Annotated in this window: 25 protein-coding genes and 1 pseudogene; 15 read left to right on the forward strand and 11 right to left on the reverse strand. The window is 70.9% G+C overall.

All coding sequences use genetic code 11. From position 1 onward, the window contains the following. Positions 1-23: 23 nt before the first annotated feature. The gene (locus Q0Z83_RS01415) at positions 24-503 is read left to right on the forward strand and encodes an Lrp/AsnC family transcriptional regulator (protein ID WP_317791928.1); all 480 of its coding nucleotides are present in this window, start codon (positions 24-26) and stop codon (positions 501-503) included. On the opposite strand, the gene Q0Z83_RS01420 is transcribed toward Q0Z83_RS01415, so the two are convergent. Next, positions 466-1386 carry a class I SAM-dependent methyltransferase gene (locus Q0Z83_RS01420; protein ID WP_317791929.1) on the reverse strand — a complete coding sequence of 307 codons (921 nt, stop codon included), beginning with the start codon at positions 1384-1386 and terminating at the stop codon, positions 466-468. The two genes, Q0Z83_RS01415 and Q0Z83_RS01420, sit on opposite strands and share 38 nt — an antisense overlap. 10 nt (positions 1387-1396) lie before the next feature. Continuing rightward, on the reverse strand, positions 1397-1987 hold the full coding sequence (locus Q0Z83_RS01425; protein WP_317791930.1) for an HAD family hydrolase: 591 nt from the start codon (positions 1985-1987) through the stop codon (positions 1397-1399). A gap of 57 nt (positions 1988-2044) precedes the next feature. Here Q0Z83_RS01425 and Q0Z83_RS01430 point away from each other — a divergent pair, with 57 nt between their 5' ends. From Q0Z83_RS01430 to Q0Z83_RS01435, 3 genes and pseudogenes are all read left to right on the forward strand, one after another. After that, positions 2045-2698 carry a maleylpyruvate isomerase N-terminal domain-containing protein gene (locus tag Q0Z83_RS01430; protein WP_317791931.1) on the forward strand — a complete coding sequence of 218 codons (654 nt, stop codon included), beginning with the start codon at positions 2045-2047 and terminating at the stop codon, positions 2696-2698. 131 nt (positions 2699-2829) lie between these two features. After that, positions 2830-2975, forward strand: a pseudogene (locus tag Q0Z83_RS55700) (polyprenyl diphosphate synthase); the annotation flags it as partial. Next, positions 2943-3170, forward strand: coding sequence for an undecaprenyl diphosphate synthase family protein (locus tag Q0Z83_RS01435; RefSeq protein WP_378079013.1), 228 nt, complete (start codon positions 2943-2945; stop codon positions 3168-3170). The pseudogene Q0Z83_RS55700 and the gene Q0Z83_RS01435, both read left to right, overlap by 33 nt. A gap of 89 nt (positions 3171-3259) precedes the next feature. On the opposite strand, the gene Q0Z83_RS01440 is transcribed toward Q0Z83_RS01435, so the two are convergent. Then, complete coding sequence (locus tag Q0Z83_RS01440) at positions 3260-6616, reverse strand: bifunctional proline dehydrogenase/L-glutamate gamma-semialdehyde dehydrogenase (RefSeq protein WP_317791932.1); 3357 nt, start codon at positions 6614-6616, stop codon at positions 3260-3262. A gap of 103 nt (positions 6617-6719) precedes the next feature. On the opposite strand from Q0Z83_RS01440, the gene Q0Z83_RS01445 reads away from it, so the two are divergent. After that, positions 6720-7634 (forward strand): LysR family transcriptional regulator, encoded by a 915-nt coding sequence (locus Q0Z83_RS01445; RefSeq protein WP_317791933.1) that lies wholly within the window; start codon positions 6720-6722, stop codon positions 7632-7634. A 14-nt stretch (positions 7635-7648) separates the two neighbouring features. Here Q0Z83_RS01445 and Q0Z83_RS01450 read toward each other — a convergent pair whose 3' ends face one another. Both Q0Z83_RS01450 and Q0Z83_RS01455 read right to left on the reverse strand, forming a co-directional pair. Next, positions 7649-8326, reverse strand: a complete 678-nt coding sequence (locus Q0Z83_RS01450) for a response regulator (protein ID WP_317791934.1) — start codon at positions 8324-8326, stop codon at positions 7649-7651. Beyond that, complete coding sequence (locus tag Q0Z83_RS01455) at positions 8323-9936, reverse strand: sensor histidine kinase (RefSeq protein WP_317791935.1); 1614 nt, start codon at positions 9934-9936, stop codon at positions 8323-8325. The genes Q0Z83_RS01450 and Q0Z83_RS01455 overlap by 4 nt, the downstream gene beginning before the upstream one ends. A 106-nt stretch (positions 9937-10042) precedes the next feature. Between Q0Z83_RS01455 and Q0Z83_RS01460 the strand changes: the two genes are divergently transcribed. From Q0Z83_RS01460 to Q0Z83_RS01470, 3 genes are read left to right on the forward strand one after another with little or no spacing between them, the layout of a single operon-like run. Next, a complete protein-coding gene (locus tag Q0Z83_RS01460; protein WP_317791936.1) occupies positions 10043-11044 on the forward strand; it encodes a Bug family tripartite tricarboxylate transporter substrate binding protein in 1002 nt (333 codons plus the stop codon). A gap of 44 nt (positions 11045-11088) precedes the next feature. Beyond that, positions 11089-11583, forward strand: coding sequence for a tripartite tricarboxylate transporter TctB family protein (locus tag Q0Z83_RS01465; RefSeq protein WP_317791937.1), 495 nt, complete (start codon positions 11089-11091; stop codon positions 11581-11583). Further along, positions 11580-13100, forward strand: a complete 1521-nt coding sequence (locus Q0Z83_RS01470; RefSeq protein WP_317791938.1) for a tripartite tricarboxylate transporter permease — start codon at positions 11580-11582, stop codon at positions 13098-13100. Before Q0Z83_RS01465 ends, Q0Z83_RS01470 begins: the two co-directional genes overlap by 4 nt. On the opposite strand, the gene Q0Z83_RS01475 is transcribed toward Q0Z83_RS01470, so the two are convergent. Beyond that, positions 13039-14412, reverse strand: coding sequence for an alpha/beta hydrolase family protein (locus tag Q0Z83_RS01475; RefSeq protein ID WP_317791939.1), 1374 nt, complete (start codon positions 14410-14412; stop codon positions 13039-13041). The two genes, Q0Z83_RS01470 and Q0Z83_RS01475, sit on opposite strands and share 62 nt — an antisense overlap. Before the next feature lie 31 nt (positions 14413-14443). Continuing rightward, positions 14444-15109 carry an NUDIX domain-containing protein gene (locus Q0Z83_RS01480; RefSeq protein ID WP_317791940.1) on the reverse strand — a complete coding sequence of 222 codons (666 nt, stop codon included), beginning with the start codon at positions 15107-15109 and terminating at the stop codon, positions 14444-14446. A gap of 59 nt (positions 15110-15168) precedes the next feature. Here Q0Z83_RS01480 and Q0Z83_RS01485 point away from each other — a divergent pair, with 59 nt between their 5' ends. Continuing rightward, positions 15169-15909, forward strand: coding sequence for a DeoR/GlpR family DNA-binding transcription regulator (locus Q0Z83_RS01485; protein WP_317791941.1), 741 nt, complete (start codon positions 15169-15171; stop codon positions 15907-15909). 64 nt (positions 15910-15973) lie between these two features. Here the strand turns inward: Q0Z83_RS01485 and Q0Z83_RS01490 are convergent, their stop codons facing one another. After that, complete coding sequence (locus Q0Z83_RS01490; protein ID WP_317791942.1) at positions 15974-17830, reverse strand: phosphatase PAP2 family protein; 1857 nt, start codon at positions 17828-17830, stop codon at positions 15974-15976. Positions 17831-18011: 181 nt separating this feature from the next. Here Q0Z83_RS01490 and Q0Z83_RS01495 point away from each other — a divergent pair, with 181 nt between their 5' ends. Together Q0Z83_RS01495 and Q0Z83_RS01500 are read left to right on the forward strand one after the other, a co-directional pair. Further along, positions 18012-19313, forward strand: a complete 1302-nt coding sequence (locus Q0Z83_RS01495; RefSeq protein WP_317791943.1) for a jacalin-like lectin — start codon at positions 18012-18014, stop codon at positions 19311-19313. A gap of 78 nt (positions 19314-19391) precedes the next feature. Further along, entirely contained in the window at positions 19392-20219 is an 828-nt protein-coding gene (locus Q0Z83_RS01500; RefSeq protein ID WP_317791944.1) for a PrsW family intramembrane metalloprotease, read from the forward strand. Between the two features lie 146 nt (positions 20220-20365). Here the strand turns inward: Q0Z83_RS01500 and Q0Z83_RS01505 are convergent, their stop codons facing one another. Both Q0Z83_RS01505 and Q0Z83_RS01510 read right to left on the reverse strand, forming a co-directional pair. After that, complete coding sequence (locus Q0Z83_RS01505) at positions 20366-21862, reverse strand: family 43 glycosylhydrolase (RefSeq protein ID WP_317791945.1); 1497 nt, start codon at positions 21860-21862, stop codon at positions 20366-20368. 141 nt (positions 21863-22003) lie between these two features. Further along, positions 22004-22693, reverse strand: a complete 690-nt coding sequence (locus Q0Z83_RS01510; protein WP_378078993.1) for a GAF and ANTAR domain-containing protein — start codon at positions 22691-22693, stop codon at positions 22004-22006. Positions 22694-22898: 205 nt separating this feature from the next. Between Q0Z83_RS01510 and Q0Z83_RS01515 the strand changes: the two genes are divergently transcribed. After that, a complete protein-coding gene (locus Q0Z83_RS01515) occupies positions 22899-23606 on the forward strand; it encodes a GAF and ANTAR domain-containing protein (RefSeq protein WP_317791946.1) in 708 nt (235 codons plus the stop codon). Positions 23607-23611: 5 nt separating this feature from the next. On the opposite strand, the gene Q0Z83_RS01520 is transcribed toward Q0Z83_RS01515, so the two are convergent. Further along, a complete protein-coding gene (locus tag Q0Z83_RS01520; protein ID WP_317791947.1) occupies positions 23612-24013 on the reverse strand; it encodes a hypothetical protein in 402 nt (133 codons plus the stop codon). Between the two features lie 150 nt (positions 24014-24163). On the opposite strand from Q0Z83_RS01520, the gene Q0Z83_RS01525 reads away from it, so the two are divergent. From Q0Z83_RS01525 to Q0Z83_RS01535, 3 genes are all read left to right on the forward strand, one after another. Beyond that, positions 24164-24796, forward strand: coding sequence for a phosphoribosyltransferase (locus tag Q0Z83_RS01525; RefSeq protein WP_317791948.1), 633 nt, complete (start codon positions 24164-24166; stop codon positions 24794-24796). 75 nt (positions 24797-24871) lie between these two features. After that, entirely contained in the window at positions 24872-25588 is a 717-nt protein-coding gene (locus Q0Z83_RS01530) for an ABC transporter ATP-binding protein (protein WP_317791949.1), read from the forward strand. After that, complete coding sequence (locus Q0Z83_RS01535; RefSeq protein ID WP_317791950.1) at positions 25585-26313, forward strand: ABC transporter permease; 729 nt, start codon at positions 25585-25587, stop codon at positions 26311-26313. Before Q0Z83_RS01530 ends, Q0Z83_RS01535 begins: the two co-directional genes overlap by 4 nt. Positions 26314-26333: the final 20 nt, after the last annotated feature.

Below are 26333 nucleotides of genomic sequence, written 5' to 3' on the forward strand. Positions count from 1 at the left end.
CGTTCGGCAAATAGTTCAGAATGATGGTCGTGGATGACATTGATTCGGCGATCGTGCGGGAATTGCAGACGAACGCCCGGCAGACCAACCGCGAGCTGGCCCGGGCCGTCGGCGTCGCGCCGTCGACCTGCCTGGAGCGGGTGCGTCTGCTGCGTGACCGTGGGGTGATCACCGGCTATCACGCGGACGTCAGCCTCACCGCGCTCGGCCGTGAGGTGCAGGCGCTGCTGCACGTCCAGGTCCGCCCGCTGAACCGGGAGGTGATCGAGGGCTTCAAGTCGTACGCGTCCGGGCTGCCCGAGGTGCTGTCGGTGTTCGTGCTGGCCGGCGGTGACGACTTCCTGGTGCACGTGGCGGTGCCCAGCGTGGAGGGGCTGCACGCGTTCCTGATGGACCGGTTCTCCGGCCGCCGGGAGATCGTCGGCTTCCGTAGTTCGGTGATCTACCAGCACCACCGCAACCGGGTCATCGATCCGCTGGATCCCGCTGGAAGTGCCAGATGATCATCAGCGGTACGCCACCGGTGACCGCCTGCCAGACGTGCGGGAGCATCCCGGCCAACGACCACGGCCACTGATCCCACGGCCCGGTCTCCCCGACCGGGGTCCCTCCGGCCGGCATCTCGGCGCCGGCGTCCAGCGGCACGACCGGGCCCTGCCGCGGCTCGTCGCACGACACCACCCGCAGCCCGACCGGGAGGGCCGCACCCAGGTAGTCGGAGGTCCGGTGCCGGTGCCCGGGCGTCAGCGCCGGACGCCCGTCGTCGAGCCGGACCCGGGGCACCGAACCCATCGCGATCCACTCCTGGGCGACGTCCGAGATCACCAGGTCACCGCCGGGCCGCAACACCCGCGCGAACTCGGCGAACACCGGACGCAGATCGCGTACGTGGGTGAGGGCGAGCGCGCACACCACCGCGTCGACCGAGCGGTCCGGCAGCGGCAGCCGCTCCAGCGGGCCCTCCCGGAAATCGGCGCCCGGCACCCGGTCACGGGCCCGGGCCAGCATGTCCGGGGAACCGTCGACACCGATCACCCGATGCCCCCGGTCGGCCAGCCATGCGCTGTGCCGGCCGGTGCCGCAGGCGGCGTCGAGCACCACCCCCGGTTTCAGGTCGGCCAGGATGCCGCGGACCGCCGCCTCCTCGGCCGGGAAGAGGCCGTTGCCCGGTTCGTCATAGGTCCGTGACCACACCCGGTAGCCGTCGGTGGCGGACACCCGCTCGACCGCCACCGGCTCCACGTCGAGCTCGGCCATCGCCAACAGCCGCCGCATCTCGGCCACCCGCGCCCGACCGAACCCCGGATCCGACTCCTCCACGAACGAGCGCAGCAGTGCCGCACCCTCCAGCGCGAGAAGGTACTCCAATGCCCGCTGATGAATCATCCATCGATTGTCAGCGTTCCCACGGTGGCGGCACGAGCACATATCTCATTCCCGCCGCCTCGGCCGCGGCCACACCGAGCGGGGTGTCCTCGAAGACCAGGCAGTCCGCCGGGTCGACGCCCAGCAGCCGGGCGGCCAGTAGGTAGCCCTCCGGGTCCGGTTTCGGGTGTGCGTAGTCCTCGGCGCAGACCAGCGCCACGAACCGGTCCAGCAGATCAAGAGCGGACAACGACGCGATCACCGACTCGCGGGTGCTGCCCGACACGACGGCGAACGGCACCCGACCGTACGACGCCTCGATGTGCTCCAGCACCCCCGGGACCGCACCGATGTGCGGGAGCATCGCCTGGAACAGCTCCTCACGCCGGGCCGCCACCTCGGCCACCGGCATGCTCAGCCCCTGCCTGGTGTTCAGATCGGTGATCACGTCGACCACCGTCCGACCGCCCCATGCGTAGAACAGCTCCTCCGGGAAGTCGCCGCCCCACTCACCGAGTGCCGCCAACCAGGCCCGGTGGTGAGCCGGCATCGAATCGGTGATCGTCCCGTCGCAGTCGAACAGGTAGGCCTTGAACTCGCCGTCCGGCAGAGGTAGCAGCACCCCGCGAGGCTACGGCCTGTCCCCGTCGCGCCGGTTCGCGCGGCGGGGATGAGTGAGATGGGCTACCGCGCGTGGCACGGTGGTGGCATGGACTACCGCCGCACCTACCGATCGGCCGCCATCGTCTTCGCCGACCTCGTCGCCCGCATCCCGCCGGCCGCCCTCGACGGGCCCGGCCTCGGCGAGTGGACGCTGCGTGACCTGCTCGGCCACACCGTCAGTTCGGCGTTGCGTCAGGTTCCGACGGTTCTCGCCACGACGGCCCCGACGTTGCTGGTGCCGGCGCCCGAGGCGTACTTCGCGCTGGCCCGGGTAGCACCGGCCGACCTGGTCGCCGCCGCCCGGCAGGCGTCGGCCGAGGATGCCCGCGCCACCGGCGCCGCCCTCGGCGACGATCCGGCCGACCTGGTCAGCCACTACATCGGCCAGGCCACCGGCGCCCTGGCCGTCGCGGGCGACGACGACCTGGTCGCCACCCCGGTCGGCGGCATGCGCGTCGAGGACTGGCTGCCCACCCGGACGTTCGAACTGGTCGTGCACGCCTCCGACGCCGCAGTGGCGGCCGGCCTCCCGATCGACTTCGACCCCGACACGCTCGCGTCGACCGCCGCCCTGGCCGCCCGCATCGGCGCCGCCATCGGCCACGGCATCCCCACCATCCGCGCTCTGACCGGCCGGACCACCCTCCCCACCGGCTTCTCCGTCCTCTGATGCCCCGGCCGGCTTGTCGTGGCGGGTTCTGCTTCGGGTGGCTTGAGGGCTGGGTGTGGTGGTGTGTGCGATCGGTGTGGGCTATGTGAAAGCGCCCGGGAACCGGTGAGGTCGGTGGTTCGGTGTCCGACATGACATGGTTGAAGAAGCTGGTGTGTTCGGTCTACGCGCGTCGGCTCCGGAAACGGCTGGACGGGGCGGAGTTGCCGCGGCATCTGGCGATGGTGATGGACGGCAACCGACGATGGGCCCGGCAGATGGGCTTCGAGGACGCGCGGGTCGGGCACCGGTACGGGGCCGAGCATCTGGACGAGGTTCTCGGCGCATCCACCTGGCGGGCCGGCTCGAGGTGCTTCCGGATTCCACCCGGGACGCTCTCAAGCCGGCCGCGGAGTCCACCCGGGACAGCGAAGGCGGCTTTCATCTGAATATCGCGATCGGCTACGACGGGCGCGAGGAGATCGTGCGGTGAAGGGCGGTCCGGCGACGGCGCGGGGGGTGTGGGAACGCCCTCCGTGCGGGGAGCGCGCGGAGGGCGTACCGGATGGGGGTGGGTCTGGGTTAAAGGACCGCGGCGGCCAGGGGGAGCGGGTTGCCGAAACGGTGGGCGGTGATGCTGATCGCCTGTTCGCGGAGGAACGGCAGGAGCTCGACCCGGCCGGACTCGGTGACCGGCCCGGACCAGACCGCCAGGTCGGGACGTCCGCCGGTGGCGGCGGCGAGCGCCGACGCGTCGCCGCCGATGAGGCGGACCCGGCCGGCGGTGAGACCTGCCGCGAAGGTGGCGTCGTCCTCGACGGTGAGGCCCGGGCAGCGGGCCGCCAGCGTGGCGGGCAGCGGGACCGCGCTCGAGACCCGGATCTCGGCGCCGGTGAGCAGACCGGCCGCGAGGACCCGGACCAGGTCGGCCACCGAACCGCCGGCGGCGAGCCGGACGGTGACCGGGGTCGGCAGGTAGCGGAAGACGTTGCGTTCCACGGCCAGCCCGGTGACGTCCGACGGCGCCCGGAAATCGAACGCGGCGTCGCTGCGGGCGGCCCGTTCGATCGAGGCGAGAGCGTCGGCGGAGACGTCGGCCGTCGTCAGGGAGGCGAGCAGGGCCCGTACCTCGGGGTGGGTGATCTCGGCGTCGGCGGTGGCCGGACGGGGCGCCCAGCCGGTGAGCCCGACCAGGTAGTTGGGGCCGCCGGCCTTGGTGCCCGGGCCGACCGCCGACCGCTTCCAGCCACCGAACGGCTGCCGCTGCACGATCGCGCCGGTGATGCCGCGGTTGACGTACAGGTTGCCCGCCTGGACGCGGTCCAGCCAGGTACGGATCTCGTCCTCGTCCAGCGAGTGCAGACCGGAGGTCAGGCCGTAGTCGACCTCGTTCACGATGTCGATGGCCGTGTCCAGCGTGTCGGCGGTCATGATGCCGAGGATCGGGCCGAAATACTCGGTGCGGTGGTAGGCGGAGCCGCGGGTCACCCCGTCCCGGACGCCGGGGCTCCACAGTCGGCCCGTTTCGTCGAGCTCACGGGGTTCGAGCAGCCACGTCTCACCGGTGCCGAGGGTGGTCAGCCCGTCGCGCAGTTTCCCGGCGGCCGGTTCGACGAGCGGACCCATCCTGGTACGCGCGTCGGCCGGATATCCCACTTCGAGCGACGACACCGCGTCCAGGAGTTGGGTGCGGAACCGCTGGGACCGGGCGACACTGCCGACCAGTACGACCAGCGAGGCCGCCGAGCACTTCTGACCGGCGTGCCCGAACGCCGACGCCACCACGTCCTTGACGGCCAGGTCGAGGTCGGCGCTGGGGGTGACGATGATGGCGTTCTTGCCGCTGGTCTCGGCGAGCAGCGGCAGGTCGGTGCGGAACGAGCGGAACAGTTCGGCGGTCTCGTACGCGCCGGTCAGGATCACCCGGTCGACGAGCGGGTGTGCGATCAGCTCCCGGCCGAGGGTGCCTTCGTCGACCTGGAGCAGGGTGACCAGGTCGGGGTCGGCGCCGGCCGCGGAGAGGGCGTCGCGCAGGATGCCGGCCAGCACGGTCCCGCATCGTTCGGTGGGCCCGGCGGGCTTGAGCACGACCGACGAGCCGGCGGCCAGGGCGGCCAGCACCGACCCGGCCGGGATCGCGACCGGGAAGTTCCACGGGGGCGTGACCAGGGTGAGCCGTGCCGGGACCGGGACGGCGCCGTCGGTCTCCGACAATGCGAAGGCCCGCTCGGCGTAGTAGTGGGCGAAGTCGATCGCCTCGGACACCTCGGGGTCGGCCTGGTCGATCGTCTTGCCGGCTTCGGCGGCCATCACTTCGAGCAGTGTGTACCGGTGCTCTTCGAGGGCGTCGCCGACGGCGTGCAGCACGGCCCGGCGGTCGGCGGCGCCCCAATTCGCGGCGGCCGCCTTCTCCAGGGCCTCGTCCAGGTGTTCCCGGTCGCTGATCCGGGGCACGTCGACACCGAGGGTGGACGACTCGACCCGGGCCAGGACGTCACGGACGCGGGCCCGGTTGGCGGCGACGGCCGGGTCGGTGTCGGGGGTGCTGACGAACGAGCCGGGCGCCGACCGGGGGACGGCGGCGAACCGGTCCTCGACCCGGTTGGGCTGCGGGACCTCGGAGTCGAGGTCGGCCAGGGAGGCGAGGAAGCGTTCCTTCTCCCGCTCGAACAGGGCCGAATCGGAGTGCAGTTCGAACACCGCGGACATGAAGTTGTCGGGGCTCGCGCCCTCTTCGAGACGGCGGATCAGGTACGCGATCGCCACGTCGAACTGCTCCGGGCGTACCACCGGCGTGTAGAGCAACAGACCGCCGACCTCGCGCCGGACCGCCTCGGCCTGCCCCTCGGCCATGCCGAGGAGCATCTCGAACTCGATGCCGTCGCGCACGCCGCGCTCACCGGCCAGCACCCAGGCGTAGGCGACGTCGAACAGGTTGTGCCCGGCCACGCCGAGACGCACGTTGCGGATCCGGTCCGGGTGCAGTGCGTACCCGAGGACCCGCTTGTAGTTGGTGTCGGTGGCCTGTTTGCTGTCGCAGGTGGCGACCGGCCAACCGTGCAGTTCCGCCTCGACCCGCTCCATCGGCAGGTTGGCCCCCTTGACCAGGCGCACCTTGATGCCGGCGCCGCCGCGCTCACGGCGCGACGCGGACCAGACCTGCAGGCGCATCATGGCGCTGAGCGCGTCCGGCAGGTAGGCCTGCAGGACGATGCCGGCTTCCAGCCCGAGCAGTTCGGGACGGTCGAGGAGCTTGGTGAAGACCGCGATGGTGAGGTCGAGGTCCTTGTACTCCTCCATGTCGAGGTTGACGAATTTGCGCTGCTCGGCGGCGAGTGTGAAGAGGGGGAGGAGCTTGGCGGCGATCTCCTCGACGGCCTCGTCGAAGGCCCACGGGTTGTGCGGGGCGACCGCCGAGGACACCTTGATCGACACGTAGTCGACGTCGGGTCGGGCCAGTAGTTTCTCGGTGCTCTTGAGGCGCTGCTCCGCCTCGCCGCGGCCGAGCACCGCTTCGCCCAGAAGGTTCACGTTGAGTCGGACATTCCGTCGCCTGATCCGCTTGATCGCCTTGCCGAGCCGCGCGTCGGTGGCGTCCACGATCAGGTGTCCCACCATGTGACGCAGCGCCCGCCGCGCGACGGGCACCACTACGCCGGGCATGAGCGGGGCGAAGAAGCCGCCGGCGCGAACGGCCAGGCGTAGGTGTGCCGGGAGGAACGTCGGAATATTGCGAGACAGATCCGACAAGGTGCGTGCGCTGACCCGAACGTCCTCCGGCCGGATCACCCCGTCGACGAAGCCGACCGTGAACGCGAGTCCGGCCGGATCACGCAGAACACCCGCGAGCTGCGCAGCCGAGCCGCCGACCGGGATCGACGCCGCCTCGCGCAGCCAGCGCCGGACAAGGGCGATCGTCTCTTCGGCGATCTCAGACATCGGGATGCTCCTTCCGTAATGCGCAACAGTCTGCAGTCCCGAATCAGGTAAGGAAAAGCGATGCTTTGTGAGGAGTACTCTTAAGTTGAGCTAACCTGAAAGAGTGCTGGAGATCCGTCGTCTGATCCTGCTCCGCGAGCTGGCCGTCCGGGGCACGATCGCGGCGGTCGCCGAGGCGCTCAACTTCACCCCGTCGGCGGTCAGCCAGCAGCTCAGCCAGCTGGAGAAGGAGACCGGTACCCAGCTGCTGCGCAAGGCCGGCCGCCGGGTCCAGCTCACCCCGCAGGCCGAGGTCCTGGTGGCGTCGGTGGCCGAGGTGCTGGACACGCTGGAGCGTGCCGAGGCCCGCCTGCAGGCCGCCGCGACCCGGGTCACCGGCCGGGTCCGGGTCGCCGTCTTCCAGTCCGCGGCGCTCGCCTTCATGCCCACCACCCTCCGCGCGATGGCCGAGCGTTACCCCGACGTGCGGGTCGAGATGGTCCAGCGCGAACCCGAGGAGGCGCTGCGCGAAACCTGGGCCCGCGATTTCGACATGGTCATCGCCGAGCAGTACCCGGCGCACGCCGCGCCACACCACCCCGGCCTGGACCGGCACGACCTGACCACCGACGCGATCCGCCTCGCCCTGCCCGCGGCGGACGAGTCGCTGCACCCGGTCGACTCGCTCGACACGGCCCGCCACATGCCCTGGGTGATGGAGCCGCGCGGCGCCGCCTCCCGCCATTTCGCCGAGCAGGTCTGCCGCGTCGCCGGGTTCGAGCCCGACGTCCGCTACGAGACCGCCGACCTGCAGGCCCACATGCGACTCGTCGAGTCCGGCAACGCCGTCGCCCTGATCCCCGACCTGATCTGGGCCGGCCGGGAGACCTCCGCGAGGCTGCTGCAACTCGCCGGTTCCCCGCGCCGCACGATCTTCACGGCCCAACGCACGGCGGGCGCGGCCTCACCCGCCGCCCGCGCCTTCCGCGACCTCCTCGAACAGAAGGCCCTATTCGGTACGGCCACCCGCCCCGCCTGAGGCAAGAGGTCTCGTCAGCCGCTGACCCACCGGTACCGGTGCTCCGGGCGGCCGGGGACCGCGTAGCGCAGCCGCACCTCGGCGCGCCCGCTGTCGCGCAGATGTTCCAGGTAGCGCCGGGCGCTGACCCGGGAGATCCCGATCCGGTCGGCGCACTCGGCCGCGGACAGGGTCTCGGCCGCCGACCGCAGCGCCTGCTCGACCAGCCGGGCCGTCTCCGGGCTGAGCCCCTTCGGCAGGCCCACCGCCGGGGCCGCGGCACGGGCCAGTGCCCGGTCCACATCGGCCTGGTCACGCACCTGCACCCGCATCTCGCCGAGCCCGGTGCGGCGACGCGCGTACTGCTCGAGCCGCTGCCGCAGATCGTCCACCCCGAACGGCTTGAGCAGGTAGTTGACCACCCCGTGCCGCACCGCCGAGCGGACCGCGTCGGCCTCCTTGGCGGCGGTGATCACCATGACGTCGCAGTCGTGTCCGGCCGCCCGCAACCGCACCACCACGTCCAGCCCGAACATGTCCGGCAGGTAGAGGTCGAGCAGGATCAGGTCGGGCGCGAGCGCGGCGACCGCGTCGATCGCCTCCTGCCCGGTGTGCGCGGTACCGACCACCCGGAACCCGGGCACCTGCTCGACGAAACCCCGATGGATCCGCGACACCATGAAGTCGTCGTCGACGACCAGGACGCCGATCATGTCGTCACCCTCTCCGGGACGGTCAGCCGGGCGGTGAACATCGCGCCGTCCGGCGTGTTCGTGACGGCCACCTCACCGCCGTGGCGTTTGCAGATCAGCCGGGTCAGCGCCAGCCCGATGCCGCGCTCGCCACCCTGGGCCGCCTTCGTGGTGAACCCGTGCGAGAACACCTCCTGCGCCAACTCCGGTGCCACTCCCGGCCCGGAGTCGCGGACCACGATCTCCACGGCCGTGGTGTCCTGCCGCAACTCGACCTCCACCCACGCGTCCCGGTCCGGGTCACCGGCGGCGGCCGCGTCGACCGCGTTGTCGACCAGGTTGCCGACCACCGTGGCCACGTCGGCCGACCGGTCCGCGGGCAGCCGGCCCAGATGGGTGCTCTCCGAGATGCGCAGCCGGACCCGACGTTCGGCGGCCTGCGCCGACTTCGCCATCAGCAGCGCCGCCACGGCGGTGTCGTGGATCCGGCTGGTCAGGGTGAGGTCGAGCGACTCCCGGTGCTTGGCCAGCGCGTTCACGTAGCGCACCACCTCGTCGTAGTCGCGGATCTGGATCAGTCCGGAGATGGTGTGCAGTTGGTTGGCGAACTCGTGCGCCTGCGCCCGCAGCACCTCGGTCGAACTGCGGAAGGATCCCATCTCCCGTTCCAGCCGGGCCAGTTCGGTCCGGTCCCGCAGGGTGGTCACCGAGCCGAGCCGCCGCCCGTCCTTGGTGACGGCCATCCGGTTCATCACCAGCACCCGGCCGCCGCGGACCACCACCTCGTCACGTTCGCCCTGCTCACTACCGGTCAGCACGTCGTGCAGCCGGCCGTCGATGCCCAGTTCGGCGAGACTGCGCCCGGCACAGTCCGCGGGTAGGTCGAGCAGGGTCCGGCCGACCGCGTTGACCATCGTGATCCGGTGCTGCGGGTCGAGCGCGATCACCCCTTCGGCGATCCCGTAGAGCATCGCCTCCCGGTACTCGGCGAGTCCGGCGATCTCCCGCGGCTCCAGCCCGAGCGTCTGATGCTTGATCCGGCGGGCCTCCAGCCACGATCCGGCGATCCCGACGAGACTGGCGATCCCCAGGAAGATGGCCAGGTTACCGGCGCCGTCGCGGGCCCGCTGCCAGATCGTCGGCGACCGCTCGCCGATCATCACGGTGCCCAGTCGCTGCCCCAGCGTGCCCGATTCGGCGCTCAGCACCGGCACCTGCGCCACCAGCTCCCGCGACCCGTCGACGACCAGCTCACCGGACCAGCCGCGGCCCTCGGCCACACTCGGGTCGCCGAGCGGCAGCATGGTGCGGACCAGGATCGGGTCGGTCGAGCTGACCACCATGCCGCGGGCGTCGGCGATGGTCACCGACGTGATGTCCGACTGGGTACGGAACGCCTGCACCACCGGCGCCAGCGTCTCGCCGGGTGCCGGCCGGGGCAGCCGGTCCCGGACCAGCGGATTGTCCGCCAGTTGCTCGGCCAGTGCGGCCACCCGCCGGCCCTCGACGCTGCTGAACGCGGCCGCCGACTGGGCCAGGGTCAGCGCCGCCACCGCCACCAGCACGACCAGGATGATCGTCACCTGCAGGACGAGGAGCTGGCCGGCAAGGGTCGTTCGTCGGAAAGTCACGACCACAATGAACTCAACCTCCGTTGTCGTCACAACGCAGACCGGGCGGCCGCCGAAGGGCCACCATCATCGCGCCGGTCATCGACGAAACGAAAGAGAAACCGCGATGAAATCTCTGGCCAGGGCGTTCCTGGGGATGGCCGCCGCCGTGACTCTGGTGGCGGCGGGCGGGTGCGGGGCGACCGCGGATAAGGGCGGCGACGGCGCCGATGGTGGTCCGGTCGCCGGGCTGCGGCTGATGGTGCCGAACAGCCCCGGCGGCGGGTACGACACCACGGCCCGCAGCATCGCCAAGATCATGGAGGACGACAAGATCGCCTCCGGGGTCGAGGTCTTCAACCTGTCCGGCGCCGGCGGCACGGTCGGCCTGCAGCGGACCGTCAACGAGAAGGGCAACGGCAAGCTCGCCATGCAGATGGGGCTGGGCGTGGTCGGTGCCTCCTACACGCAGAAGTCCCCGGCGAAGCTCACCGAGACCACCCCGCTGGCCAAGGTGATCGAGGAGCCCGGCGCGATCGTGGTGGCCGAGGACTCGCCGTACCAGACCATCACCGACCTGGTGACCGCCTGGAAGGCCGACCCGAAGAAGGTCACCGTCGGCGGCGGCTCGTCCCCGGGCGGCCCCGACCACCTGCTGCCGATGCAGCTCGCCCAGGCCGTCGGCATCGACGCCAAGCAGGTCGGCTACGTCTCCTACGACGGCGGCGGCGAACTGCTCCCGGCCGTCCTCGGCAACAAGATCGCGTTCGGCGCCAGCGGCGTCGGCGAGTTCCTCGACCAGGTGGAGGCCGGGCAGGTCCGGGTCCTCGCGGTCACCAGCGAGAAGCGGATCGACGCGGTCGCCGAGGTGCCGACGCTCAAGGAGTCCGGCATCGACCTGGTCTTCACCAACTGGCGCGGCATCGTCGCCCCGCCCGGGATCACCGACGCCGACAAGAAGACCTGGATCGACGCGCTGACCCGGATGCACGGCACCGACGCGTGGAAGGCCGAACTCACCAAGCACGGCTGGACCGACGCGTTCGTCACCGGCGACCAGTTCGCCACCTTCCTCACCGACCAGGACAAGGCGGTCGCCGACATCCTGACCGGGCTCGGCCTGGCATGAGCCGGCCGTCGCCGACCGGCTCGCCGGAGCAGGCCCCTCCTCCGGTGAGCGGCCGGGGCCGGGACCGCGCACAGTACGGCATGTGCGCGTTCCTGGCCCTGGCCGGCGTCCTCGTCATCGTCGATGCCGTCAACACCACCAGCGCCACCAGCAGCAACGACCCGATCGGCCCGCGCCCGGTGCCGTTCCTGCTCGGCGTGCTGCTGCTGATCGCCGCCGCGGTCTACGCCCTCGACGTGCGCCGCGGCGGCCGCGGTGAACCGGAGGGCGGCGAGGACGTCGACCCCACCTCGCCGATCGACTGGCGGACCGTCCTGCTGGTGGCGCTCGCGTTCGCCGTCAACGCGGTCCTGATCGAGCCACTCGGCTGGGTGATCAGCGGATCGGTGCTGTTCTGGTCGACCGCGTTCGCCCTCGGCGCCCGCCGGCACCTGCTCACCGCCGCCGTCTCGATCGCGCTGGCGCTGATCACCTTCTACGGGTTCGCGATCGGCCTCGGCGTGAATCTGCCCGCCGGAATACTTCAGGGAATCCTGTGATCAACGACCTGACCCAGCTGCTGGACGGCTTCGGGCACATCCTCACGCCGACGAACCTGCTGATCGCGCTGATCGGCGTGACCGTCGGCACCGCGGTCGGTGTGCTGCCCGGCATCGGCTCGGCGATGACCGTGGCCCTGCTGCTGCCGCTCACCTACGGCATGGAGCCGACGCAGGCGTTCATCATGTTCGCCGGCATCTTCTACGGCGGCATGTACGGCGGCTCCACCACCTCGATCCTGCTGAACACCCCGGGCGAGTCGTCGTCGGTGGTGACCGCGATCGAGGGCAACAAGATGGCCCGCTCCGGCCGGGCCGCGCAGGCCCTGGCCACCGCCGCGATCGGTTCGTTCGTGGCCGGCCTGATCGGCACCCTGCTGCTGGTGCTGATCACTCCGGTGATGGTGGCGTTCGCGATCGATCTGGGCGCCCCCGACTACCTGGCCATCATGGTTCTCGGGTTCGTCGCGGTCAGCGCGGTACTCGGCAGCTCCCGGGTCCGCGGGTTCTCCGCCCTGCTGCTCGGCCTGGTCATCGGCCTGGTCGGCATCGACAAGGTGACCGGCCAGTCCCGGCTCACCCTGGACCTGCCACAGCTCGCCGACGGCATCGACGTGATCGTGGTGGCGGTGGGCATCTTCGCCGTCGGCGAGACCCTGTGGGTGGCCGCCCACCTGCGCCGTCGCCCGGTCGAGGTGATCGCGGTCGGTCAGCCGTGGCTGGGCCGCGACGACTGGCGCCGCTCGTGGAAACCGTGGCTGCGGGGCACCGGCCTCGGCTTCCCGTTCGGGGTGATGCCGGCCGGTGGAGCGGAACTGCCCACCTTCCTCTCCTACGCGCTGGAGAAGCGGCTCAGTAGACATCCGGAGGAGTTCGGCAAGGGCGCCATCGAAGGGGTGGCCGGGCCGGAGGCCGCGAACAACGCGTCGGCCGCCGGGACGCTGGTGCCGATGCTGGCGCTCGGGCTGCCCACCAACGCGACGGCCGCGGTCATGCTGGCGGCGTTCCAGACGTACGGCATCCAGCCCGGGCCGCTGCTGCTGACCCGGGAGTCGACACTCGTCTGGACGCTGATCGCCAGCCTGTTCGTCGGCAACCTGATGCTGCTCCTGCTCAACCTGCCGCTGGCCCCGGCGTGGGCGCGCCTGCTGCGGATCCCGCGCCCCTACCTGTACGCCGGGATCGTCTTCTTCGCCTCGATGGGCGCCTACGCCGTCAACGCCCAGCCGTTCGACCTGTTCCTGTTGCTCACCCTGGGGATGCTCGGGTTCGCGATGCGCCGTTTCGGAATGCCGATCCTGCCGCTGATCGTCGGGGTGATCCTCGGGCCGATGGCCGAACGGCAGGGTCGGATGGCGTTGCAGCTGTCCGGTGGCGACCTGTCCGGACTGCTCGGCGGAGCGGTGTCCTACGTGGTCTACGCCATCGTCGTGGTCATCCTGGCGTGGCCGCTGGTCAGGCGCTTCCTGCCCGCCCGCACGCGTCCGGAGCGTACTCCGGCCGTACCCCCTCGGTGAAACGACAGCCGAATGTCGCGGAAGCCACCTTGCGCCGGTCGAGGATCGCGTCGCCCGCGGGGCGAAGGCCCCGGTCGGTCCAGACGACTAGCTCGTCGAAAGCACGGCTGAGCTCGGCCGACGTGAAGCCGCAGTGGGCGACGGTGCGGATCGCCCGGGAGACGAAGAGACGGGAGCGCCCGTTGGCGGCGGCACGGCGGGCGTACTCCTGCTCCATCGAGATCGGCACGAACAGATCACCGACACCGTGCAGCGACAACACCGGAACGCTCGGGCGTCCATCGACGCGGGGGACACCGTCGAGACCGCGATCGGGGTACGCCGTACGCCCGACCCGCAGCACCGAGGCGTTGAGCCGGCGTTCCGCCGCGGTCGGCCACCAGCCGTCGGTCGACCGGTATACCGTCCGCCGGTTGTCGGTGAGGTTGCCCGGTGCGATGCCGGCCGTGCCGCCGCTCAGCCCCGGATAGACGCTGAACAGGAACGGCAGCCCACCCTGACTGGCCGCGTTCCAGTAGGCGAACGCCGCCGGGAAACCGGGCCGCTCTCCGCCGCTGCGCCGCTCCAGCACGTCCGACCAGGTCCGGCCGGCCTCGGTGCCGGTCAGCGCGGTCTTGATCCGGGCGACCTGACCGGCGAACCGGGCCGGGTAGGCGGCGTCCGGCCGCAACGGGAACTCGATGCCGACCCCGGCCAGCGCGGCCGCCGTCACGTTGGCGTCCAGGAAGTAGTCGAAGAGTTCGGCGTCGCCGAGCACCCCGCAGTACGGCATCGCCCCGGCGAACGTACGCGGATACTCCTCGATCGCGACCGCCGTGACATGCCCGCCCATCGACGCGCCGGAGATGAACACCTTCTTCGCCGTACGGCCGGTGACCTGTCGGAACAGGCCGGTCAGCGCGTACGTGTCGCGGACCCCCTGACCCACGTCGTAGCCGTTGGTGGCGTAGCTGGACGCCGCCCACGCGTAACCCCGGTCGACGTAGTGCCGCCGCAGCTCCGGGTTGCTCACGTAGACGGTCGTGCCGGTCCCGCGGTAGCCGTGCGCGTAGACGACGAGCCGCCCGTTCCAGCGCTTCGGAACCTCGATCCGGTAGGCGGCACCGGCGTTCACCCCGGTGTGCACGGTCGCGTCGGGCAGCGCGGTGAACGGGGTCCCGTCCAGCTCACAGTTCGGATCAGCGACCAGATAACCGGGTTTCGTGTCGCTCGGCGCCGGAGCCGTGCACGACGGCGGGGCGGCGGCAGCGGGTTGCCCGGTCAGGATTGCGACGAGCAGAGTGGCGGCGAGCACGGCACGGCGCACGATCATCGTGTTACCTCCCGGTAACACTTAATGACCGTCATCGATCGCTGTCAAGCGCTCCCTTCAGTGCCGCCCACTGCAGCAGCATGATGGTCTTGGCGTCGGCGATCTCCCCGGAGTCGATCATCGCGAGCGCCTTGTCGAACGGCAGCTCCACCGCCTCGATGTCCTCACCCTCGTCGGCCAGGCCGCCGCCCTCGCCGGTGCGGGACTCCACCGAGTACGGCGCGGCGAAACAGTGCAGCCGCTCGGTCACCGAACCCGGGCTGGTCCACGGCCGGAAAACCTCGATCAGCTCGCCGATCGTGACCCCGAGCTCCTCGGCCGCCTCCCGCCGGATCGCCGCGGCCGGGTCGTCGCCGTCGAGCAGGCCCGCCGCGGTCTCCAGGAACATGCCGTCGGGGTGGCCGTTCACATAGACCGGGAAGCGGAACTGCCTGGTCAGCAACACGGTCCGGCGCCGCGGGTCGAAGAGCAGCACGGTCGCGCCGTCGCCCCGGTCGTAGGTCTCCCGCTGCTCGGTGGTCCACCGGCCGTCCCGGCGCCGGAAGTCGTACGTCGTGCGCCGCAGCACGTGCCAGGCGGCCGCGAGCAGTTCCACGTCGCGCACGACGACCGCCGGGTTTCCGGTGAGATCACGGCCGGCCCGGTCGAGGCCGGTGCGGCCCCGGGCATCCGGCAGGTCGAGCCCTGGTGTGTTCATGAGCGGGAACCTACACTCGGAAACGCGCAACAGTCGACAACAATGAGGAGAAACACGGAATGCTTGCCGCTGAGCGTCGTGATCTGCTGCTCGCGCGGCTCGCCGCCGAGGGCAAGGTCGTCGCCAAGGACATCGCCGCCGAACTGGGCGTCGCCGAGGACAGCATCCGCCGCGACCTGCGGGAGATGGCCGCCGCCGGGCTGTGCCAGCGGGTCTACGGGGGAGCGCTGCCGGTCTCCCCGGCGGTCGCCGACTACGCCACCCGGACCGGGATCGCCGCCGCCGGCAAGCAGCGGGTCGCGGCCGCGGCCGCCGCCCTGATCCGGCCGGGGCAGACCGTCCTGCTCGACGGCGGCACCACGGCCCTCGCCGTCACCGCGGCACTGCCCCCCGCGCTGCGGGCGACGATCGTCACGCACAGCCCGACCGTCGCGGCGGCGCTGGTCACGCATCCGTCGGTCGACGTCTACGTCCTGGGTGGGCGGCTGTTCAAGCACTCGGCGGTGACCTGTGGGGCGGCGGCCGCCGAGGCCGCGCAGGGTGTCACAGCCGACCTGTTCCTGCTGGGCGTGACGGGCGTGCACCACGAGGCCGGACTGACCACCGGCGACCCGGACGAGGCCGCGATGAAACGGGCCCTGGCCGCCCGCGCCGCCGACACCTACGTGCTGGCCAGCACCGAGAAGATCGGTGCGGCGTCCCCGTTCCTGGTCCTGCCGCCCACCGCGGTGACCGCCGTGATCACCGACGCCCCACCGTCGCACCCCGCCCTGCAGGGCATCCTGGTCCATCCCGCTTGAACGTGGGCGGGGCGCTCACCGTCGTCTCGCACGGCCGGCGACAACGGTGAGCGCCCCCGGGGGGTCAGGCCCTACGGAGTCGCAGGGCGATGGTGTCGCCCTGGTGGACCAGGGTGGCCCGGTAACCGGGGGTGGTCACGACCACCCGGGCGAACCGGCCGCGGACCCGGCGGGCCTTCAGGACCGGGACCGGGGAGTCGTACCTGTCGGGCTGGGGGATCGACACCTCCAGGACCGTGTTCGCGCCGATCGTCACGTCGTCGCCCACCGTCAGCGGCGGCGCGCCGTGCGGGCGCACCGAGACCGCCAGGGTGCCCGAGGAGAGGCGGGCCGAGCCGTTCACGTGGACCTTCGGGGCGGTCAGGCGCAGGGTGCCGCCGGAGAGCGTCACGTCGCCGTCGCCGAGGGCCTTCTTCTGCGCCGCGACCAGGGTGCCCTGGGCGATCGTGGTGCCGCCGCGGTAGCCGTTGTCGCCGGTCAGGGTCAGGGTTCCGGTGCCCAGCTTGACCAGGCCGCCGCAGCCGTCGATGTCGTTGCGCCATGAGTCGGCGGCGGCGAAACCGGTGGCCGACGCGTCCAGGGTCACCGCGACCGTGGAGTCGAACGCTCCGTAGCCGTCGGCGGCGGCGAACAGGTTGATCCGACCCCACTGCTCGGGGCCGTCCAGGATCGGGTTCCCGGCGGCCAGGCACGTGGTCCGGAGCACCTCGCGGCGCTGGGCGGCGTCCAGGTACGGCAGACGTGTCTCCAGCAGTACCTCCGCCCCGGTGGGGACCTCGAACCTCAGGTTCGATCGGCGCGCGGGGAGCCCGTACGTCTGCTTGGGTTTGACGATCGCGGCGTTGGCGTCCCGGTCGGCGCCGGACCGCGCGGCGACGGTGAGGTCCGGACCCGTCTGCGCCTGGAAGTACGCCAGCGCCTGGGCCCGTGCTTCGGCCTTGAGGGTCGCGTTGGCCGGGTCGCCGAGGATCGCCGCGGTGAGCGCGGTGCCGAGGATCCGGCCGCCGATCACGTCGGCGGGGGAGTGCATGCCGGTGACGATCCGGGTGTGCGCCAGGTCGTAGGCGGTGGTGACCAGCTCCTGGAAGCGCTCCGGTACGGCGTAGGCGAACGCCAGCGCGGCCATGTACAGCGCGTTGGTGTGCCCACTGACGTAGCCGCCGTCCTCGGCCGGGTTGGTGCTGCGCTGCCGGAGCAACTGCGGGGTGACGACGACGTCGGAGTCGTAGACCGGGTAGCCGAACTCGTCGACCACACCGGTGTCGACGACCTCGCTGTCCTCGGTCATCCGCCACGGGCGCGGGTACTGGTAGGCGAACTTGCTCGGGTTGCCCGAGGACCAGTTGCCGCGGACCGTGTTGACCAGCGTGACCACCTTGCCGAGGGCGGAGGTCGGGTTGCCGGCGCCCAGCGTCGACCCGGCGGGCGAACCGGCCGGGACGGCGTCACTGATCGTGGTGGCCGGAGTGGTCGCCGGGGCCGCGGTGATGCCGGTGACAGCCTGCGCGCCGGCCTTGTAGGCGTCGGCGAGCGGACCGAGGCCGGCGATCACCGAGTAGCTCTGGTGCTGGCGGTCGACGACGAACGACCGGGCGGCCTCGGCGGCCGTGCGGTTGCGCGTGGTCTTGACGACGTAGCGGACGTTGGCCCGGAGGAACGCCTCGTCGAGAACGGTGCCGGTGTTCCAGGCGGTGCCGGTGCTCCACACCTTCTGGAAGCCGGAGAGGATGCGGACCGCGGCGTTGGACTCGACGGTCAGGTTCGCCGTGGTGTTGGTCTTGTAGGAGTCGACGAAGGCGGCAGCGGCCGCGGCGGGCGCGACGGCGGCGGAGGCGGTGTTGTCGAACAGGGTCGGCGCGGCGACCAGTCCGGCGGCTCCGGCGGCGGATACGCGCAGGATGCTGCGGCGGCTGACGTTCACGGGGACTCCATCGGGGCGCAAAGGGGCGAGATCGCCGTTCAGCCTTGGTGGATCAAGCGACCTAAAACGGAACGCGCGCTGTTGTGAACGTGAACAAAACTCGAAGGTGCTTTCGGTCAACGTCGATCGATGGCTACCCTCCGGTAACCGTTCCCTCCGTCCGCCGGAAGGTCCTCCCCCGATGAAACGCTCTCTCGTGGCGCTCGCCGCAATCCTGAGCCCGCTCCTGCTGGCGCCGGCCCCCGCCTACGCCGCCAGTGGCACGTTCTCCGTCCTCACCTACAACGTCGCCGGCCTGCCCGACATCATCTCCAGCGCCGAGGTCGACCGGCAGACCGCGCACACCGCGATCGGCCGGCGCCTGACCCCCTACGACATCGTGCACGTGCAGGAGGACTTCAACTACCACGCCTACCTGTACGCGGCCGACACCACACACGCCTACCGCACCCCGACCAGCGGCGGCGCGGGCATCGGCTCCGGGCTGAACAGCCTGTCCAAGGTCGCCTACGACACCGACGACTTCGAGCGCGGCGACTGGAACTCCTGCCAGCTCGACTCCGGCGACTGCCTGACGCCGAAGGGCTTCACCTTCGCCCGGCATCGACTCGCCGAGGGCGTCTACGTCGACTTCTACAACCTGCACACCAACGCCGGCACCAGCGACGGCGACCAGACCTCGCGGGCCGACAACCTCAACCAGCTGACCGCGTTCATCACCACCCACTCGGCCGGCAACGCGGTCGTCGTCATGGGCGACACCAACACCCGATACACGCGTACGGCGGACACGATCCGGACGTTCGTGTCGGCCAACGGCCTGACCGACGCCTGGGTGAAGCTGGAGCGCGGCGGCACCCCGCCCGCCGCCGGGTCGGACGCGCTGGTCTGCGACGCGGCCGCGGTCACCGACACCTGCGAGGTGGTCGACAAGATCCTCTACCGGAGCAGCCGGTTCGTCACCCTGAACGCGACCGGCTACCACAACGAGGACGCCGGGTTCCGCACGAGTGACGGGAAGATGCTCTCCGACCACTTCCCGATCAGCACCTCGTTCACCTGGTCGACGAACTCGGCGTACGAGTTCAGCGAGCAGTTCGGCGGCCCGCACGGTGACTACTACAACGACATCGACTCGGTGGTCGCCCGCCCGGCCACCGTCGGTCTGCGGGCCGGCTCCCGGGTCGACCAGGTCAGCCTGGGCGCCCTCGCGCACGGCGGCACCGGCGGCACCGCGAAGTCACTGACCCTGGGCGCGACCGAGTACGTGACCACCGCGTATCTGTGTCGGGCCCAGTACAGCGGGCACACCCGGATCTTCTACGCGAAGTTCACCACCAACCTGGGCAACAGCATCGCCGGTGGTACGACCACCTCGGACTGTGTGACCAGGACCGCGCCGAGCGGCTTCCAGATCGCCGGCTTCCATGGACGATCCGGGACCGCCGTGGACAAACTGGGCTTCATCTACAGCCGTCGCTGACTCGTACGTCTCATCTGCGCGTCGGGCGGCACCCGGACGGGTATCCGGGTGCCGCCCATTCGAGCGCTGGAGGCGCACATGAAACTGTGGCGGCGCGTTTTTCTGACCGGCTTCGCCCTCTGGCTGCTGACCGTGGCGGTCACGTTCGCCACCGGCAACCCCAACCTCATCCCCACCCTGGTCCTGCTCGGCAGCTTCCTGGTCCCGGTCACGTTCGTGCTCTGGGCGTTCACCAAACGGCACAGCGGCGAGGTCACCGCGGAACTGCTGTTCAGTACATTCGTCACCGGCGGCGTCCTCGGAGTGCTGGCCGCGTCGCTGCTGGAGACCTACCTGCTGCATCCGAACCCGCTGTTCTTCCTCGGCGTCGGACTGATCGAGGAGGCCGCCAAACTCGCCGCGCTCGCCTTCCTCTGCCGCCGCCTGCAGCACAAGTTCGCGGTCGACGGCATCATCCTCGGCGCCGCCGTCGGCTTCGGGTTCGCCGCCTTCGAATCGGCCGGGTACGCCTTCACCGCCCTCTTCACCCAACAGGGCCTGTCGCTGATGACGCTGGTCGAGACCGAACTGCTGCGCGGGGTGCTCGCCCCGGTCGGGCACGGGCTGTGGACGGCGATCCTCGGTGGGGTGCTCTTCTCGGCGAGCGGCCGGCGGCACTTCGCGCTGACCGGGCGGCTGCTGGCCACGTACCTCGGCGTCGCGGTCCTGCATGCCTTGTGGGACGGCTGGCAGAGCATCGCGCAGGTGATCACCGACATCGCCGCCGACCCGCACCTGTTCACCGTGCTGTCCTGGGGCGGGCTGATCGGCGTGTCCCTGATCGGCATCGCCTGGCTGCTGGTGATCCGCCGGCAGGCCGACCGTGAGGTGCTCGCCCCGCTGTGGCGGGTCCCGATCAGGTACTGAGGGCGTGGTACGGAACCGGGCCGGAGCACTGGGTGCTCCGGCCCGGGAGGCAGACGGCGCGCCGCAGCCGGGGGACGGCGTCGGCCGGTGCGCGTACGTCTACGGGTGGCTCCCCGCCTTCGGGTGACGGGGAGCCGGTGGAGAGATCAGGTGGTGATGTTCCACTGCTGGCAGGCGTTGCCCAGCGACGCCCACTGGCGGACCGCGACGCCGTCGGCGGTGCCGCAGTTCGTGACGTCGAGGACCAGGCCGTTGCCGCGGTTGGCGATCAGGTAACCGCCGTTGATCGGGGTGAGGCTCCACTCCTGGCAGGCGTTCCCGAGTGACGCCCACAGGTTGAGGGCCGTGCCGTTGGCGGTGCCGCAGTTGACCGAGTCCAGGACGGTTCCGCTGTTCACGTTGGTGATCCGGTAGTAGTTGCTGGTCGTCTTCGTGAACGTCCACTTCTGGCAGTTGTTGCCGAGCGACGACCACTGGTCGATCGCGGTGCCGTTGGCGGTGCCGCAGTTCACGGCGTCCAGGACCTTGCCGCTGGCCTGGTTGGTCAGGCGGTACTGGGTGCCGGCGACCGGGAACGAGACGGTGCCGCCCGGGTCGCCCGAGGGGGCGGTCAGGGTGGTCGAGAGTTTGTCCGGCGTACCCAGGTTGGGGCTGTCGTCGCTGTTGAAGTTGACCTTCTTGATCCGGGTGGTCCGGGTGCCGCCGCAGCCCTGGGCGGTGGTCTCGTTGGCGTGGTAGGCCATCCACGTCTCGGTGCCGTCGGGTGACGTGAAGAACGAGTGGTGGCCGGGGCCGTAGACGCTGTTCGCGTCGGAGCGGGAGAAGATCGGGGTCGACTTCTTGGTCCACGAGGACGCCGACAGCGGGTTGGTGCCGGTCAGGGTGAGCTGGCCGAGCTTGTAGTCGGGGGTGTTGCAGGAGCTGGCGGAGAAGGTGAGGAAGGTCTTCCCGTTGCGCTGCAGCACGTACGGGCCCTCCTCGGTGTTGCCGCCGACCTTCTCCCAGTCGTAGGTGGGGTACGAGATCCGCGTGCCGTAGGCGGACACCGTCCACGGGTTGCTCATCGGGGCGATGAACAGGCTCTGCAGGTCACCGACCCACGACGAGTACAGGAAGTAGTTGGCCCCGTTGATGGTGGCCACACTGCCGTCGATCGCCCAGCCGTTGTTCGCCTGCACGTTGAGCTGGCCCTTGAACGTGTACGGGCCGAGCGGGTTGTCGCCGGAGCTCTCCAGCACGAACGAGCGCTGCCCGTCGCAGCACGCCGCGGTGCCCGCCGAGTAGTAGAAGTACCAGCGGTAGCCGTTCGGCCCGTTGAGCCGGTGCATCGACGGCGCCCACACGTTGCAGCAGCTCGCGGCGGCGGTGCCGGTGAAGATGACGTTCTCGGTGGCGCCCGGCAGCGCCGCGACCGAGGTGGCCCGCTTGATCACGATCTGGTTGTTCCAGGTGGTCGCGGCCAAATAGTAGTAGCCGTTGTAGTAACCCATCCACGGGTCGGCGCCGTAGGGGGCGGACGCGACCGGGTTGGTGAAGGTGGCCGCGGCGCGGGCCGGCGTGGCCGTACGGGTCTGCACCGCCACGGCGATCGAGAGCAGCAGCAGCAGGACGGCGCCGACGGATCTGAGACGTGCAAGAGACATGGCAGTCCCTCCGGGGAAAAGGAACGCGGGGTGAGTGGCGCCCGCCGGTGGGCCGGGGCGCGACGGTCCGTCCTGGACGGTGGGGATGAACGGACCGGTGACTCACGTATTGCCGCTATGTTAACGATCACAAATATGCTGTCAAGGGCGCTGCACCCGGTGCACCAACCCGGCCGCCACGTCACGCAGTTTGCGATTGGCGCTCTGGGACGCTTTGGACAGGATCGTGAACGCCTCGTCCGGTCCGCACCGGCGCTGGCTCATGATGATCCCCTTGGCCTGTTCGATCACCGCCCGGCTGTCCATCGCCGCCGTCATCTGCCGGGCCAGCGTGGCCGTGGAGTGGTAGAGATCGGCGTTGGCGAGCGCCACCGCGGCGTACTCGGCGAACGTCTCGGCGAGCGCCACCGCGTCGTCGTCGAAGGCCCGGCAGGACGTGGCGTAGACGTTCACCGCGCCGATCGTCCGGTCCCGGATCGGCAGCCCGACCGAGAGCGCGCTGCACACTCCGACACTTCCGGCATGCTCCGACCAGCCCGGCCAGCGGCGCTCGGCGGCCACGTCGTCCACACAGACCGTCACGCGGTCGGCCGCGGCGTCCAGGCAGGGGCCGTGGTGGTTCTGGTACTGCCATTCGTCGATCAGCTCGGCCGGTTCGCCGGTACTCGCCACGGTGCGGGGGCCATCGCCGCGGACCAGGGTCACCGACACCTCGTACGCACCGGGCACCGCCCGCCGGGCCAGCTCGGCCACCCGGGACAGAACCTCGTCCATGGCTGTCTCGCCGAGGTCGATGCGCCCCAGCTCCCGGATGACGTCGGTGGTGTCCAAGACGCGTGGATACCCCGTCGGGGGCGTACGAACCCTTTCGTCGGGTTGGGTAATATCGTCGTCCTGCGGCCGGAGTCCACGACACCGGCCCACCAGCGTCAAGCAGCGGCGCGGGTCCGAGGGGCGTCCGCCCCCGGGCGACACCGATCGACAGGCACGGCCGCTCCCGGGCGGATCCGTGCACCGCTGCGGGGATCCTCTGACGTTGAAGGCGCACGACCCGACCGACGCCGCTGCCGCGTTCGCGGAGCTCGGTCGAATCAAGCTGGGCGAAACCGACCTCGACGGGGTCCTGTCCCGAGTCGCCGACCTGGCCCGGCGCACGCTTCCGGGTGCCACTCAGGTCTCCATCACGCTGCTGCGCGAGCGGGGCGCGGTCACCGCGGCCCACACCGGCCAGACGGCCCTACGGCTCGACGAGGCGCAGTACGAACGGGGCGCCGGCCCCTGCCTGGAGGCGGCCTCGACCGGAACCGTCGTCGAAGTGCCCGACACCGCGACCGACGACAGGTGGAACCGCTGGGGCGCCGACGCCGCCGAGGCCGGGATGGGCAGCGTGCTGTCGCTGAGCCTGCCGATCGGCGACAAGGTCGGCGGCGCGCTCAACGTCTACGGCGGCGCGCCCGGCGCCTTCGACGCGGCGGCGATGCGACAGGCGAGGACCTTCGTGCGGTACGCGGCGGTGGCGCTGGCCAACGCCCACCTCTACGACACGACGGCCGGACTGGCCCGGCACATGCAGGCCGCGATGGAGAGCCGGGCCGTGATCGAGCAGGCCAAGGGCATCATCATGGGCGAGCGCCGGTGCACCGCGGACGAGGCGTTCACCATCCTCACCCGCGTCTCGCAGGACACCAACCGTAAACTCCGCGACGTCGCCGCGGCCCTGGTCGAGCGCACCCAACGCGGCTAGCGCGGTCAGGCGGTCACGTCCAGGCGGCCCGGGCCGGCGCCGGTCTGTTCCAGGTGACGCAGTGCCGGCTCCAGATATCCGGCGATCGGGTTGCGGCCGGTGGGGCTCTGGTCGTACCGCCGGAAGAGATCTTTGAGATAGGCCGCGGTGATCTCCTGCGTCGGGGCCAGCCGTCCGGTGGCCCGATCCGCGGCGATCGCGGCGGCCAGTGAGTTGATCCAGCCCGGGTTGGTCTCGCCGGGGCGGATCCGCTGGCCGGTGGCCTGGTAGATCAGCTCCCGGTCGCGGTCGGTGAGGGAGGCGGCGTCCTCGCGGGCGTGCTGGTTGCGGTCTCGGGTGACCGGCCGGGTGGCGGTGGCCGGCGGGCTGATCACCGAGCGGTACGGGTTCAACCGGGGAATGGACATGGGCGGCAGGACCTCCGTCCGTGGAGCGTTCGACGTTCTCCAGATCGGTGCCGGACGGGTGCTGCTGAGGGGTTTTCCGGTCTACCGGCGGGTATCCCCGACTCGGAGGAACCGTCCCCCGGTGAAGCCGACAGAAGGGACGGACGACCGATGATCTTCCGGAACCGTGCGGCGGCCGGGGAAGCCCTCGCCGACCGCCTGGCCGCGGACCTCGGTGACCGGGCGAATCCACTGGTGCTGGCTCTACCCCGGGGTGGCCTGCCGGTGGCCGGGCCGGTGGCGCGACGGCTCGGCGGCGAGCTGGACATCGTGGTGGCCCGCAAGATCGGCGCGCCCGGTCGCCCGGAGTTCGGGGTGGGCGCGATCGCCGAGGACGGCCCGCCCGTCTACGACCCGGACAACCTGCTCTGGGCCGGGGTCACCGAGGAGGGTGTGGCCGGGGTGCTGGCCGCCGAGCGCGCGGAACTGCGGCGCCGGGTCCACCTCTATCGGGGTGGCCGTCCGGTCCCGGCGCCGGCCGGCCGCACCGTGATCGTCGTCGACGACGGCCTGGCCACCGGGGTGACCGCGCACGCGGCGTTGCGGTGGGTGCGGTCGCGGGGTCCGGCCCGGCTGATCATGGCCGCGCCGGTCGGCGCCCCGCAGGCCCGGGACGCCCTGGCCGCTACGGCGGACCTGGTGGTGTGCCTGAGCACGCCCGATCCGTTCTTCGCGGTGGGCCGTTGGTACGACGACTTCGAGCAGCTCACCGACGCCGACGTAGAAAATTTCATCATGTGTTGAGTTACCCGCTTGCCTTGCCGTCGGAAACTCATCTAGCGTTGAGTTCAACACTTGATGAGTTTCCGGGGAGGAACCATGGAAACCGCGATCGAGGTCCGCGACCTCGTCGTGAAACGCGGAGCGAGGACCGTCCTCGACGGCTTCTCCTGCGTCATACCGAAGGGCAGCGTCACCGGGCTGCTCGGCCCGAGCGGCAGCGGCAAGACCACCCTGATGCGCGCGATCGTCGGCGTGCAGATCGTCGCGTCGGGCTCGGTCACCGTGCTCGGCCACCCGGCCGGGTCGGCGCCACTGCGCCGCAGCATCGGCTACCTGACCCAGGCCCCGAGCGTCTACGCCGACCTCACCGTCGCGGAGAACGCCCGCTACTTCGCCTCTCTCTACCGGCTCAAGGCGGCCGACGCGGACGCCGCGGTCGAGGCCGTCGGGCTGACCCGGGCCCGTGACCAGCTGGTCTCCGACCTGTCCGGCGGACAGCGCAGCCGAGCCTCACTGGCCTGCGCCATCGTCAGCCGGCCCGAGGTGCTGATCCTCGACGAACCGACGGTCGGGCAGGACCCGGTGCTGCGGGACGAGCTGTGGGACCACTTCCGCCGGCTCGCCGCCGACGGCGCCACCGTCCTGGTCTCCAGCCACGTGATGGACGAGGCGAACCGCTGCGATCGGCTGCTGCTCATCCGGCAGGGCGTGCTGATCGCCGACGACACCCCGGCCGCGGTGAAGCGCTCGGCCGGCACCGACGACCTGGACCAGGCGTTCTTGAAACTGATCCGGCAGCAGGAGACGGCATGATCCTCGCCAGCACCGTCAAACGGATCCTCGGCCAGCTGCGGCACGATCCGCGGACCATCGCGCTGATCATCGTGGTGCCGACCCTGCTGATCACCCTGATCTACTTCATGTACGAGGGGCAGCCGAACGTCTTCGACCGGATCGCCCTCACCATGCTGGGCGTCTTCCCGTTCATCGTGATGTTCCTGATCACCAGCATCGCGATGCTGCGGGAACGCACCACCGGCACCCTGGAGCGGCTGTTCACCACCCCGGTCGGCAAACTCGACCTGCTGTTCGGCTACGGCATCGCGTTCGGGGTGGCGGCCGCAGCGCAGGCCGTGGTCGCCGCCGGGTTCGCCTACTGGGCGCTGGACATGCACACCGCGGGCAGCATCGGCCTGGTCATCCTGATCGCCGTGGCCAACGCCGTCCTCGGGGTCGCGCTCGGCCTGCTGTGCAGCGCGTTCGCCCGGACCGAGTTCCAGGCGGTGCAGTTCATGCCGCTCGTGGTGGCGCCCCAGCTGCTGCTCTGCGGGCTGTTCGTGCCCCGTGCGGACATGGCCGGCTGGCTGCAGGCGATCAGCAACGTACTACCGATGTCCTACTCCGTGGAGGCACTGACCGAGGTGGGCATGCACTCCGAGCCGACGGGCATCATGTGGCGGGACCTCGCCGTCGTGGTGGGCGCGATCGTGGTGGCGCTCATCCTCGGTGCGGCCACCCTGCGGCGCAGGACGGCTTAGGACGTACAGCGAAGGAGTTG

It is taken from the genome of Actinoplanes sichuanensis (assembly GCF_033097365.1).
GTDB lineage: Bacteria > Actinomycetota > Actinomycetes > Mycobacteriales > Micromonosporaceae > Actinoplanes > Actinoplanes sichuanensis.

Coding starts and splice junctions, on each gene's coding strand:
- Q0Z83_RS01460 (WP_317791936.1), top strand. CDS start 10,043: ATGAAATCTCTGGCCAGGGCGTTCCTGGGGATGGCCGCCGCCGTGACT.
- Q0Z83_RS01520 (WP_317791947.1), bottom strand. CDS start 24,013: ATGTCCATTCCCCGGTTGAACCCGTACCGCTCGGTGATCAGCCCGCCG.
- Q0Z83_RS01450 (WP_317791934.1), bottom strand. CDS start 8,326: ATGATCGGCGTCCTGGTCGTCGACGACGACTTCATGGTGTCGCGGATC.
- Q0Z83_RS01500 (WP_317791944.1), top strand. CDS start 19,392: ATGAAACTGTGGCGGCGCGTTTTTCTGACCGGCTTCGCCCTCTGGCTG.
- Q0Z83_RS01430 (WP_317791931.1), top strand. CDS start 2,045: ATGGGCTACCGCGCGTGGCACGGTGGTGGCATGGACTACCGCCGCACC.
- Q0Z83_RS01475 (WP_317791939.1), bottom strand. CDS start 14,412: ATGATCGTGCGCCGTGCCGTGCTCGCCGCCACTCTGCTCGTCGCAATC.
- Q0Z83_RS01525 (WP_317791948.1), top strand. CDS start 24,164: ATGATCTTCCGGAACCGTGCGGCGGCCGGGGAAGCCCTCGCCGACCGC.
- Q0Z83_RS01505 (WP_317791945.1), bottom strand. CDS start 21,862: ATGTCTCTTGCACGTCTCAGATCCGTCGGCGCCGTCCTGCTGCTGCTG.
- Q0Z83_RS01435 (WP_378079013.1), top strand. CDS start 2,943: ATGGGCCCGGCAGATGGGCTTCGAGGACGCGCGGGTCGGGCACCGGTA.
- Q0Z83_RS01420 (WP_317791929.1), bottom strand. CDS start 1,386: ATGATTCATCAGCGGGCATTGGAGTACCTTCTCGCGCTGGAGGGTGCG.
- Q0Z83_RS01530 (WP_317791949.1), top strand. CDS start 24,872: ATGGAAACCGCGATCGAGGTCCGCGACCTCGTCGTGAAACGCGGAGCG.
- Q0Z83_RS01415 (WP_317791928.1), top strand. CDS start 24: ATGGTCGTGGATGACATTGATTCGGCGATCGTGCGGGAATTGCAGACG.
- Q0Z83_RS01485 (WP_317791941.1), top strand. CDS start 15,169: ATGCTTGCCGCTGAGCGTCGTGATCTGCTGCTCGCGCGGCTCGCCGCC.
- Q0Z83_RS01480 (WP_317791940.1), bottom strand. CDS start 15,109: ATGAACACACCAGGGCTCGACCTGCCGGATGCCCGGGGCCGCACCGGC.
- Q0Z83_RS01440 (WP_317791932.1), bottom strand. CDS start 6,616: ATGTCTGAGATCGCCGAAGAGACGATCGCCCTTGTCCGGCGCTGGCTG.
- Q0Z83_RS01535 (WP_317791950.1), top strand. CDS start 25,585: ATGATCCTCGCCAGCACCGTCAAACGGATCCTCGGCCAGCTGCGGCAC.
- Q0Z83_RS01495 (WP_317791943.1), top strand. CDS start 18,012: ATGAAACGCTCTCTCGTGGCGCTCGCCGCAATCCTGAGCCCGCTCCTG.